This window comes from Streptomyces sp. NPDC057543 (assembly GCF_042801895.1).
Taxonomy (GTDB): Bacteria; Actinomycetota; Actinomycetes; order Streptomycetales; family Streptomycetaceae; genus Streptomyces.
This window is the reverse complement of the sequence record NZ_JBHVFF010000279.1, coordinates 1-11,285: the sequence shown is the minus strand read 5'-3', so window position 1 is coordinate 11,285 and position 11,285 is coordinate 1. Positions and strand designations below refer to the sequence as shown.

The window sequence follows — 11,285 nt, the reverse complement described above, 5'->3', positions numbered from 1 at the left end:
GGGCCTGTTCTCCCAGCCCCGGCCGTAGTCGACCGACTTCGTCACGACCTGCCCGATCGCCCCACACGAAACGAAGAATCGGGCATCAGGTCTCATACCGCCCTCTCAGAGGAAATTCTGAACCGGTATGCCCGATTCTGGCGTTGACTCGGAGATGAGGCGCTGTCCAGGCGATCGCTTGGTCCTTCGGCGGCTTCTACAGTGTCCCGTGGTGAAGGGTCGGGTGAGGATCGGTAGATCAGAAGGGTCGGCTCAAGGACGTGGTGCAGATCGAGCGGTTGGTGGACCTGAAGCCCGCTTACCAGCGTCAGGCTGCCGTCCTTGCCCTGTGGCGGTGGCGTGCGCCAGTACTCGCGTTCGAGCTCGATGCAGAGTGGGGCGTCGACCAGGCTGCGCTGGAGTCGCTGTTCCGACTGGCAGCATCACCTGCTGGTGAACAGACGGATCGCGCATACCGGCGAGCAATCGCCGAGCTGTGCAATGCCCCGCTCTTCACGTCTGAAGTGGACCCGGACACGGTCCAGCTCTTCCAACTGGAGTCCATCAGCAGCCTGCTGGCTTTCGGAGAGTTGCTGGACAAGCCTGGCGTGGACGAAGCAGAGCGAGTGGTCGAATCCTCGGCCGGCCTGGCGAACTACCTCGACAACCTTGTCGAGGGCTCGTTTTACTCCCACCCCTCGGAGGAAGCCCACCGCCAGTACCTCGCCGACCTGGCGGACCGGGCGAGCGAGGGCTATTTCGGGTCACGAAATTTCGCTGTCGAGTCCGCCTGCCACGGTGTTCTCCGGGCTCTCCCCGATTCCGCAGGGCTGCTGGACTCGTCCACCGGTCGCGAGTTGCTCGCGCTTTGCGAGGACTTCGGCGAAGAGCTCGTCACAACGATGCGGTGGCTCCGCACGACGGGTCACTAGCGATCGCGTCGTGAGCCGGATGGCGAATGCGGCGGCCGTGGACGGGTGGTTCGGAGCGGAGGGCAGCTACGGGCGGCGCTGGGCGAACAGGCCCGGTTCGGTCTCGATAAGGACGCCCAGGCTGACCAGACGCTTGAGCTTGTGCCGGGTGCTCTCGATGGTCTTCGGCGTGAGCGGGAGGTCCAGGACCTGGCACAGGTCGCGGGCGCGCTTCGGCCCAGGAGCCTCGGCGAAGGCGTTGAGGATCTGCTGGTAGGCCGGGTGGTTCGGCAGGACGGGCGGCTCCTCGGTCGGCTCCGGGGCCGCCGGCGGGAGGGCGAGGAGGGTCTTACGGGTCACCGCCAGGTTCCCGATTTCCTCGTCGAGTTCACGCAGACGCGCGGTGAGCTCGTCCATCTGCGCGCGGATCTGCTCCGCATCGCCGACGAGTTCGCGTTCGCGTGCGTCAATCCGCTCCAAGAGCGGCGTGACCTGGGCGTCCACGGGGTCACCCGCGCCAGGTGGGCGTCGCCTGGCCGGTGAGCCGGCGCGCTATTACGTCGATCATGGCCCAGCGCACCCGGGACTCGGAGGATGCCGGCCTGCTCTCGTAGTCCCGCACGAGCCGCCGGAACAGCATGAGGATGCCGAGCGTCTGCTCCACGATCCACCGCTTGGCCTGCGGGACGAAGCCGGTGCCCTTGTCTGTGGGGTTGCGTTCGACGATCTCTACGTCGATGCCGACCGTGGTGCCGTGTTCGACGACGGTCTTCTTGAAGCCCTGGTCCACCAGGGCCTTCTTGATGGTGCCGATGGGGGCGACCTGGCCGAGCAGGGCGATGCCGAACGCGTTGTCGTGGGCGCTGGCGGCCAGCACGGTGACGGCGATGACCAGGCCGAGGACGTCGACCGCCAAGCCGCGCTTGCGGCCCGGAACCTTCTTGGCCGCGTCCTTCCCGGTCGTGGTCGCGGGCACGTTCACCGCCGCGTGGACGCTCTGCGTGTCGATCACGACCAGGCTCGGGTCCTCCGACCGTCCGGCCTTCTCCCGGACCTGCCAGCGCAGCAGATCGTTGATCTTCACGTCCGTGCAATCGTCGCGCCAGGCCGCGAAGTAGTAGTAGACGGCCGACTTCGGCGGCAGGTCGTGCGGGAGGTAGTCCCACTGGCAGCCGGTCCTGCCCTGGTACAGGATCGCGTTGACGATCTCCCGCATCTCGTATCGGCCCTGATGCCCCGTCGGGGACGGGTGGTCGGCCTTCCACGCCGAGATCACCGGCTCGATCAGCGCCCACCGCTCATCGGACAGGTCGCTCTTGTAGGGCTTGCGGTCACTCACCCGAACAGCCCAGCAGGACCAAGCCGCGAGACCAGCCCGAACCGCCCAAACCCACACGATCAGGCGACCACAAGGCCGTCATAGCGGCTCAAAATGCCCTCTCAGTGCCCCAACTCGGCCCGCAGTTCGGTCGGCAGGAGGTCGGCGTGGGTGCGTACCAGGTCGTCGCACAGGTCCCAGATCCGCTCCACCGGGAGGGCTGCGGCTGTCGCAGGGTCCGTCATGGCGGCATGGCGGATGTGGCGCGGCTCGCCGTCCGTGGCCGCTCGTACGACCAGGTCGTTGACGCTGGTGTACGTGCGGTTGAGGGCGGCGCACTGCGGGGGCAGGGCGCCGACCCGGGTGGGCTGTACGCCCTGGGCGTCGACCAGGCAGGGGACCTCGACAACGCTGTCGGCGGGCAGGTTGTCGATCAGGCCGCGGTTGGGGACGTTGCCGTAGACCGTGCGCACGGTGCCCGTGACCATGCTGTGGATGATCTGCGGGGCGTATTCCATGCTGGCGTCCACCGGCAGGTCGGCGCCTGTTGCGAGGGCATCGCGGGTCTGTTCGTAGCTGGCGGTGTTTTCCTCGATGATGTCGAGGTAGGCGCCGACCGGCAGGCGCAGGCGCTCGATCTCGCTGTCGTGGTGCAGATACCAGGGCACGTATTCGGAGGAGTGCTCGCTGGTCTCGGTGGGGTAGTGCCCGAGCCTGCGGTACATGTCCACGCGTACGCGGCGCAGGAGTTCGGGGTCCTTGGCAATGGCGTCGTCGAGGAGCGGATAGAGGCTCTTGCCCGCATGCTCGAAGCGCAGTACCCAGGCCTGGTGGTTGACCCCTGCGGCGAGGTACGACACCTCGTCGAAGGGAACGCCGACCAGCTCGGCGAGGTCGTGCATGGTCCAGTGGACCGAGTGGCACAGGCCGACGGTGCGCAGTTGGGGCGCGATCCGGTTCAGGTAGAGGACGTTCATAGCCATCGGGTTGGTGTAGTTCAACAGCAAGGCATCCGGGCAGAGTTCGGCCATGTCGGCGGCGAGTGAGCGCAGCACGGGGAAGGTGCGCAGTGCGCGGAAGATGCCGCCGATGCCGAGAGTGTCGCCGATGGTCTGGCGCAGTCCGTAGCGGGCGGGGACGGCGAAGTCGGTACGGGTGGCCTCGTTCATGCCGACCTGGACCATGTTGATGACAAACGTGGCGCCTTCGAGTGCGCTGCGCCGGTCGGCATGCGTGGTGATCGTCGGTTTGGCCCCGCGCTCGGTGGCTATCCGCCTGGCGGCGCCCTCGGCTGTGGCCAGCCGTTCGGCGTCGATGTCGTGCAGAGCGATGTGGACGTGAGTGAGTTCAGGAAAGGCGAACAGGTCGGCCAGCAGCCCCTGGGTGAACACCACGCTGCCCGCGCCCACGAAGACGATCGTCACGGCCGCACCGGTCGCGCTGGTCTTGCTGGTCATGAGGAAATCTCCTGGTTCGAAGTGACGGCTCGGGCCTCGTCCCAGGTGGGCTGGGTGGCAGTGCCGCCGTGGCCGCGGGCAGAGAGCGAGCCGCAGGCGGCGGCCACGGTCAGGGCGGCCCCGGTGTCTAGGCCGCGCAAGGTTGCGGAGATAAATCCGGCGTCGAAGCTGTCGCCTGCGCCGACGGTGTCGAGTGGTTCGGTCGGCAGGGCGGCTGCGTGTACGGGCGGCCGTACGCCGTCGTGGGCCAAGGCGCCCCCGGCTCCGTTCTTGACGACGACGAGCGGACCGAGGCAGGCCAACACCTTTGCCGCGTCGGGCAGTTCGGAGATCCCGGTGAGTGCGCGGGCTTCGGCTGCGTTCGGCAGCAGGATGTCGGTGACCTCGAGCACCGGGTCGAGCAGCTCCCGGTCCCACCTCCCGCTCGGGTCGTCGTTCGTGTCGAGCGAGGTGCTCGCGCCGTACGAGCGCGCTGCGGCGAACACCTTGTGCAGCGACCGGGCCAGGCGCGGCATCAGGAAGAAGGACGCCGCGTGGATGTGCCGCACGGACGTCAGCAGTGCCTCGGGCACATCGGCGGGACCGGTTTCGGCCAGGCATCCCGGTGCGGTGAGGATTGCCCGGTCCCCGTCGTCAGCGGTGAGGATCACGGTGAGGGGCGTGGGCAGTTGGGGATCGGTGACCAGGGCGGTGACATCGACGCCGCGCCCGACGAGTGCGGCGCGGACGAAGGCGCCGGCAGGATCGTCACCGACCCGGCCGGCGAACGCTACGCGCAGTCCCAGGCGCGCGGCTCCGCAGGCCGTGATCGCGGCGGAGCCGCCGAGTACCAGCCCTGCCTGGTCGACGAGTTGTTCGTGTTGGCCGAAGGCGAGGTGGTGCGGGACGGGGCCGAGGACCACATCGGGATTGGCGTCGCCGATCACGAGCAGGTCGAAGGGGGGAGACATGGTGCTTCCTTGGATTGGGATGCGTACGGAGAGATCGCCCATAGGGAATTCTGAGCGGGGGCGGCGGCTAGCCCTTGAGTCCGCTCGATGTCAGAGACTGGATGAAGGTCTTCTGGGCGAGGAGAAAGGCCAGCAGGACCGGAGTTACGGTGATGAGGTTGCCCGCCATGACCGCCGACCACCGTGTGTGGTGGAGGCCCTGGAAGGTGGTCAGGCCCAGTTGGAGCGTGTATTGGGTGTCGTGGTTGATCGCGATGAGCGGCCAGGACAGGTCGTTCCAGGTGGCCAGGAAGGTCAGGACCGCGACGGTGGCCAGCGCGGGTCGCGCCAGTGGCATGACGATCGAGAACAGGACCCGCAGCCGTGAGCAGCCGTCGATCCAGGCCGCTTCCTCGATCTCCCGGGGCAGTGCGAGGAAGAACTGCCGGAACAGGAAGACGGCGAACGGCGTGACCAGCGAGGGCACGATCAGCGCGCCCAGCGTGTCGATCAGCCCCAGCTCCTTCATCACCAGGAACGTCGGGATCATGGTCAGTTGGAACGGGATGACCATCGTCGCCAGCATCAGCCCGAGCAGCAGCCGCGACCCGGCGAAACGCATCCGGGCAAACGCATAGCCGCCCAGTGCCCCGAGCAGCAGATTCGACGCCACTGCGGTGCCTGCCACGATGAGGGAGTTGGCGAACCAGCGCGGGAACATGGCGTTGCCCAGGACGTACCGGTATCCCCCGAGGTCGATGCCGCGCGGCCACAGCGCGGGCGGAAACCGGTTGATCTCGGCATTGCTCATCACCGAGCTGAGCAGCAGCCACAGAAGCGGCAGCGCGAAGCCCAGCGACAGGGGCGCAAGCAGCAGGTGCCAGGCGCTGAACGGCAGCCGACGGCGCCGGATCGCACCCGCTGCGGCCGGGGCGGCGGCCCAGCGTGCCTCGCGCACAGCCGTGGAAGTGGTCATCGGGCGGCTCCTTCCGTACGGTTCTGGTGGCGTCGGTGGAGATGGAGCGTGGCGCCGGCGAGGAGCAGGGCGAGCGCGAGGACGTAGGCGGCCGCTGCCCCGTATCCGGCCGTGAACATCTGGAAGGCCTGCTCCCAGACGAAGTAGACGATGACAGTCGTCGATCCGAGCGGTCCGCCCTTCGTAGTGACGTAGACCAGGTCGAAGACCTGCAGGGCGGCGATCAGCTGCCACAGCAGCAGGAAGACGGTGACCGGGGTGAGCGTCGGCAGGGTGATGTGGCGCAGTACGCTCCAGCGCCCGGCGCCGTCGAGGCGGGCGGATTCGACGAGTTCGGGCGGCACGTCCTGCAGTGCGGCGAGATAGACGATGACGCAGAATCCGACCCCGCTCCACAGCGAGATGATCACTAGCAGGTACAGCGCCTGGCCGGGGTCGGACAGAAATCCCTGCGGGGAGATCCCGAGCTTGTGCAGCAGGGAGTTGGCGACGCCAAATTCCGGATCGAGGATGAAGGAGAACAACACGCCCTGAGCCGCGGCAGAGACCACGAACGGGATGAAGATCAGCGTGCGGTAGAGGCCGATGAACTTGATTCTGCGGTTCAGCGCCAGGGCCAGGGCCAGTCCGCCCACCAGGCTCAGCGGCACATAGAGCGCCGCGTACAGGAGCGTATTGCCCACAGCGGTATGAAAGTTGGGGTCCTGCGCGAGTGCGCGGTAATTCTCCAGACCGACCCAGCGCCCCGGGGTGACCAGGTCGTCGGCCCGGAAGGACAGCAGCAGCGACCAGATGACGGGGACGATGCTCAGGCCGAGGATGACGAGGACCGAGGGGCTGATGAAGGCCCAGGCGGTGGCGGACTCCCGGCGTGCTCGGCGGCGGCTCGCCCTGGGGCGGGCCGCAGTGAGTCGATCGCGGGGCGCGAGGGTGACCGCTCGGGGCAGCTGCGACATGGCGGCCTTCCTCATCTGGGTATCAGCAGGGCCGCATTGGCCGTGTCGGCACAGGTCCGCAGGGCCTGCTCCGGAGAGCGGAGGCCCAGGAGTACGGAGACGACGGCCTCGCCGAGCGCCATCGAGATCTGCGGGTATGCCGCATGGATGGGTCGGACCCGGGCGGATGCGAGCGCCTCGGTGAACACCTGGAGGCCGGTCGTCCGTGCGGAGTGCTGCTTCCACTCCGGGCGTCGTGCGGTGGCGGTGCTCAGGGGGAGGCTGCCGGCCTGGATGTCCCATCGGGCGTCGCGTTCGGGCTGGATCAGCCAACTGACGAACGTCGTGGCGGCGCGGGAGCGTGCGGAGCCGTTGTCGAAGACGGTCCAGGTGTCGGGGCCCGAGATGGTGACGGGGTGCCCGGTGTAGGTGGGCAGCGGCGCCACGCCGTAGTCGACCTTCGCGTCGATGATGTCGGGAAGCTGCCAGGGGCCGGTAGCCACCATGCCCATCCGGCCGCTCAGGAACACCTTGTACATCTGCTCGCTGCCCGGCTTGGCGTCGATGTAGACGCTCCTGTCCTTGGCCAGTTGCGCGAGCGTGGCCAGTGCCCGAACGCCCTGGTCGGCGAAGCCGATGCTGTGCCCGTCTGCCGCGACGACGTCCCCGCCCAGGTCCCAGATCATTGGCCACAGCCGCCAGGTGGTGTCCTCGTCACCGACCCCGGGCCAGCCCGTCCCGAAGACACCACGATCCGGATCGGTCAACTTGGCGGCGGTCTGGAGGAATTCGTCCCAGCTCCAGCCCTCCTTGGGGTACGGGATCTGGGCCCTGCGGAACAACTCCTTGTTGTAGACGACGGCCAGCGCATCGAGCACTGCGGGAGCGGCCCGCACCTTCCCGTGGAGGGTGACCGCCCCCCGTACCGGAGCCCAGTAGGCCCTCCACGGTGTTGCTCCGCCGCGCATCTCCGACGTCAGGTCGACGACGCGGGGGCTGCGGGCGACACTGGCCAGGTCCGAGCCGAAGATATAGGCGATGTCCGGGTACGAGCCCGAGGCGAGGGCGGCCGTCACCTTCTGCAGCATGGCGTCGGCGAGCACCCCGCCGCCGCCCGCGTTCACCCGGATCCTTCGATGCGTGCGGTTGAACTCCGCTACCAGCGCCTCCAGCGCCTTTTTGGCGGTGTCGGTCTGCCCGTGCCAGAGCTCCACGGTGACCCTGCCGTCGGCGCTGACGCCGCCGGCTTCGGCGTCCGCACAGCCGCTGACGAGCGCCGCACCCACGGTACCTGCGGCCAACGCCGCCCCGCCGCGCAGCAGTCGGCGGCGGTCGAGAGGTGCCGGGGCACCGCGGATCCGGGTCATGACGTACTCCTTGCAGACGTACGAGAAAAGGGGACGGCGAGCGGCGGCGCGGGTGCCGGGGCGGTGCGTCAGCAGGTCTTGCGGACGTACCCGGAACTGCCCGGGGTTCTCACGTCGACGTCCCGGCGCACTATGCTCAGCTGGCTTCCCCAGCCCGCGCAGGCCTTCTTCAGACCACGGGCCGTGTACTCGATCACGATCACGTGATTTCCGAAGGCGGCCGTGTAGTCCCCGCACTCGTCGTACTGCCCGCACTCCTCCGCGATCGCGAAGTCGAGGCCCGTCTGGGCCCTGCTGCCGGCGAGTTCCACGGTGTTCTTCTGACCGATGGCAAGGTTCCTCGAATGTGCGTGCGAGGAGAGCAGGGTGACGAACGCCTTGGCGTTGCCCGCCGTGAGCAAGCCCTGGGAGCGGGTGTAACTGTCGTAGTTGTCGGGCTCGATCGCGTTGAAGCCCTTGTTGGCGCAGCCGTCGATCCACTGGTTGACCTTGGTGGCCACCCGGTCGCGCTTGGCGGCCGTACTGACGTCGAGCAGCGCCTCGCCCCAGTCCGGATCGGTGACCACATCGCCGTTCGCCCCCCGCAGCAGCAGGTCGGTGGGCCACTGGCCCTCCTCGCCCGGCTGGACCTGGAAGGCGTTGACGTAACAGATGTTGTATAGGCCGGCCGCAGGGGAGGCCGTACGGTCACGGCTGACGACCTGGACTCCGGCAGGTGGGGTGTAGGCGCCGCCAATCTGATAGTCGAACCCGGCGTGGGCCGGAGGCAGCGTCACGGTGGCGGCGCCGGCCTGAGTCGCGGTGCCGGCGGCGAGCGCGGCGGCCAGGGTCGCGGTGGCCATGGCGGCGGCCGCCCAGGGGCGCCGGACACGGGAAACTGTATTGACGGGCACGATGAGCTCCATCAATCGCGGGTACGACCCCGCCTCAGACGCTTCTGCGATCCTGGCGACTTTGGCCGGGCTTGGGACAAGTCCGCTACCGGCTGGGCGCACCTCTGGGTGCCGGGCTGCACGCCCTGGGCACTTGGCAGGATCAAAGCGCGTAGGAATGCTCGCGTCAAGGGCTTACGCTGCGCCGAATGCGCAGTTCTGAGCACAACTGCTCAGAGATACGCTGCACTTATGCTCAAGACGGACCGGCTGAACCGCATCATCGATCACGTCTCGGCCGCGGGCAGCGCGGACGTCCACACCCTGGTCGAGCTCCTCGGCGTCTCCGGCGCTACCGTCCGCCGTGACCTGCAAACACTGCACGACCAGGGGCGCGTGCAGCGCACTCACGGCGGCGCGGTGACGTCCGGACGCGAACTGCCGTTGCGGCGTCGCGCCGGCAAACAGCAGGAGCAGAAGCGACGCATCGCCGCGGCAGCGGCGGCACTTGTGCCGGACGGTGCCGTGGTGGGGATGACCGGCGGGACCACGGTCACCGAGGTCGCGCGTGTGCTGGCGGGGCGCAACGGTCTCACCGTGGTGACCAACGCGGTCAACATCGCGGCGGATCTGGTCGTACGGCCCGACATGCAGCTTGTCGTCATCGGGGGCGATGCCCGCTCCGAGAGTTACGAACTGGTCGGGCCGGCCGCCGAGCGGATGCTGGACGAGTACCACTTGGACATCAGCTTCATCGGCGTCGACGGCCTCACGGTCGGGAGCGGTTGCAGCACGCACGACCAGATGGAGGCGCACACCGACCGGGCGTTCCTGCGCAACAGCACTCGTACCGTCGTGGTCGCGGACAGCACCAAGATCGGCAAGGTCACCTTCGCCAAGATCTGCCCGCTCGCGGACATCAGCGCGGTGGTGACTGACAGCGGCGCGGACGAAGCGGAGCTCACTGCCGTCCGTGCGCTGGGCATCGAGGTCCTCACCGTGTGACGGGACTGACGTCAGCTGCCGGCGCGGATCGCGCGGAGACGGCACTCAGAAGGCTTCCGCATACCGATCGGTGGGCTTGAACAGTCGTCCGATGGGTCCGATGACGGGCCAGCCGGCGGACCACGTCGTCCTGCGTCCCGCGGGGTGACCTTTCAGGCGCCTGCCCAGTAGACGGCGCTACGTCGGCCGTCAGAGGCCGAGCAACACGGGTTCGGCGCCGCTGAGTCGACGCCCGGTCGCAACAGATGACCAAAAGCCCGTTCTCACCCTGGACGGCAGACGCATCATCACAGCTTCCGTACGGGAGTCGAGACCCGGCGGTCACGCGACGCTGGGCGATTTCACCACAGCCGTGCACCAGGGTCAGTACACCCACGACAAAGTGCGCGAGGTACTACAACTCGCTCTCCACCATGCACACGTGAGAGGCTCTGTTGCCTCTTTCCTGTACACCACCATCAAGGTTCGTCGCAGGCAGCGACTCGGTCAAGGAGACGCTGGTCCTCACGGACCCGGACGCGCCCGCCGAATGGCGCTTCACGCTGGCGTTTGACGGGCTGACCGCCTCCCTGGACGAGCAGGGTACCGTCGTCTACACCGATGCCGCGGAGACGGTCCGGGCGTGGACGCCGGCCGGCTGGATGGAGGACTCGAACTACGCCGAGGACTCCGGTGAGGGCGTCGTCTCGTCCGGCGTCACCTACAGCCTTGACACCGAGGCCGGACGCCAGGTCCTTGTCGTCAAGCTCGACAAGGAGTGGCTGTCGGCGCCTGAGCGGGTCTTCCCGGTCCGGGCTGACCCGTCGGTGAAGTCTGTCGATGCGACGTCCGGCACGTACGTCGAATACCCGTACAACACCAACTTCGCCTCGGACACGGTCCTGAAGGTCGGCACCTACGATGGCGGCAGCCACAAGGCGGCGGCGTTCCTGCGCTTCACCAGCCTCGAGTCCACGCTGAAGAACGCCTGGGTCCTCGGCGCCGACCTCGCGCTGTACAACACCTGGTCGCAGTCGTGCACGGCCCGCCCTGTTATTGTTGCCCCGATCACCTCCAACTGGTCGGAGACCACCACTTCCAAGTGGCCAGGCCCTGCGACCGGCGCCTCGCTCGCGTCGAAGAGCTTCGCGCACGGCTGGCGCCCCACCGGCACCACCACCTGGTCCTGCGCCCCCTGTGGGGCTCGAAAAGTCGTCGCTGCAGGTCACGCGGCGTAGTGATACTCGTTGATGACGCCGCCGAGGACCCTGGTGCGGAGCAGGCTTCGGTCGTCGAGGTCGTGCACGATTGCGGGCTGCTCGGTCGCGCTGGGCGGTAGCTGTTGCCGGGATTGGTGCGGCCGGTGTGCGTTGTAGTGGTCCTGGTAGTCAGTCAGGACTTTCCTGGCGTGGCTCTCGCCCAGGATCAGGACGTGGTCAAGGGCCTCGCGGCGGATGGTGCTGATCACGCGTTCGCAATGCGCGTTCATGCGCGGTGCCCGGGGCGCGCTGAGCAACACCTCCGTGTCCTCGGCGGTGAAGTCGGCATCGAAGGCGT

Annotated in this window: 11 protein-coding genes and 1 pseudogene; 3 read left to right on the top strand and 9 right to left on the bottom strand. The window is 67.9% G+C overall.

Annotated features, from left to right (window positions below):
- The first annotated feature begins 260 nt into the window (after positions 1-260).
- Entirely contained in the window at positions 261-911 is a 651-nt protein-coding gene (locus tag ACFU8Q_RS33195; protein ID WP_384461322.1) for a hypothetical protein, read from the top strand.
- Between the two features lie 66 nt (positions 912-977).
- On the opposite strand, the gene ACFU8Q_RS33190 is transcribed toward ACFU8Q_RS33195, so the two are convergent.
- The 8 genes from ACFU8Q_RS33190 to ACFU8Q_RS33155 all read right to left on the bottom strand — a co-directional run bounded on the left by ACFU8Q_RS33190 (position 978) and on the right by ACFU8Q_RS33155 (position 8,714).
- Positions 978-1,394: a hypothetical protein gene (locus ACFU8Q_RS33190; protein WP_384461320.1), complete on the bottom strand. Its 417-nt coding sequence runs from the start codon at positions 1,392-1,394 to the stop codon at positions 978-980.
- A gap of 4 nt (positions 1,395-1,398) precedes the next feature.
- The gene (locus ACFU8Q_RS33185) at positions 1,399-2,229 is read right to left on the bottom strand and encodes an IS5 family transposase (RefSeq protein ID WP_384461317.1); all 831 of its coding nucleotides are present in this window, start codon (positions 2,227-2,229) and stop codon (positions 1,399-1,401) included.
- Positions 2,230-2,330: 101 nt separating this feature from the next.
- A complete protein-coding gene (locus tag ACFU8Q_RS33180; protein ID WP_384461314.1) occupies positions 2,331-3,665 on the bottom strand; it encodes an alpha-glucosidase/alpha-galactosidase in 1,335 nt (444 codons plus the stop codon).
- A complete protein-coding gene (locus ACFU8Q_RS33175) occupies positions 3,662-4,615 on the bottom strand; it encodes a carbohydrate kinase family protein (protein WP_384461311.1) in 954 nt (317 codons plus the stop codon). The genes ACFU8Q_RS33180 and ACFU8Q_RS33175 overlap by 4 nt, the downstream gene beginning before the upstream one ends.
- Positions 4,616-4,682: 67 nt before the next feature.
- A complete protein-coding gene (locus ACFU8Q_RS33170) occupies positions 4,683-5,570 on the bottom strand; it encodes a carbohydrate ABC transporter permease (RefSeq protein WP_384461308.1) in 888 nt (295 codons plus the stop codon).
- The gene (locus ACFU8Q_RS33165; RefSeq protein WP_384461305.1) at positions 5,567-6,526 is read right to left on the bottom strand and encodes a carbohydrate ABC transporter permease; all 960 of its coding nucleotides are present in this window, start codon (positions 6,524-6,526) and stop codon (positions 5,567-5,569) included. The genes ACFU8Q_RS33170 and ACFU8Q_RS33165 overlap by 4 nt, the downstream gene beginning before the upstream one ends.
- A gap of 11 nt (positions 6,527-6,537) precedes the next feature.
- Positions 6,538-7,872, bottom strand: coding sequence for an extracellular solute-binding protein (locus tag ACFU8Q_RS33160; RefSeq protein WP_384461302.1), 1,335 nt, complete (start codon positions 7,870-7,872; stop codon positions 6,538-6,540).
- 68 nt (positions 7,873-7,940) lie between these two features.
- Positions 7,941-8,714: an endo alpha-1,4 polygalactosaminidase gene (locus ACFU8Q_RS33155; protein WP_384461325.1), complete on the bottom strand. Its 774-nt coding sequence runs from the start codon at positions 8,712-8,714 to the stop codon at positions 7,941-7,943.
- Positions 8,715-8,996: 282 nt separating this feature from the next.
- Between ACFU8Q_RS33155 and ACFU8Q_RS33150 the strand changes: the two genes are divergently transcribed.
- Both ACFU8Q_RS33150 and ACFU8Q_RS33145 read left to right on the top strand, forming a co-directional pair.
- Positions 8,997-9,749 carry a DeoR/GlpR family DNA-binding transcription regulator gene (locus ACFU8Q_RS33150; protein ID WP_384461299.1) on the top strand — a complete coding sequence of 251 codons (753 nt, stop codon included), beginning with the start codon at positions 8,997-8,999 and terminating at the stop codon, positions 9,747-9,749.
- A gap of 464 nt (positions 9,750-10,213) precedes the next feature.
- Positions 10,214-10,924: pseudogene (locus ACFU8Q_RS33145) on the top strand (DNRLRE domain-containing protein); the annotation flags it as partial.
- Between the two features lie 29 nt (positions 10,925-10,953).
- Here the strand turns inward: ACFU8Q_RS33145 and ACFU8Q_RS33140 are convergent.
- On the bottom strand, positions 10,954-11,285 hold a 332-nt coding region (locus tag ACFU8Q_RS33140), incomplete at its 5' end, for an integrase core domain-containing protein (protein WP_384461296.1).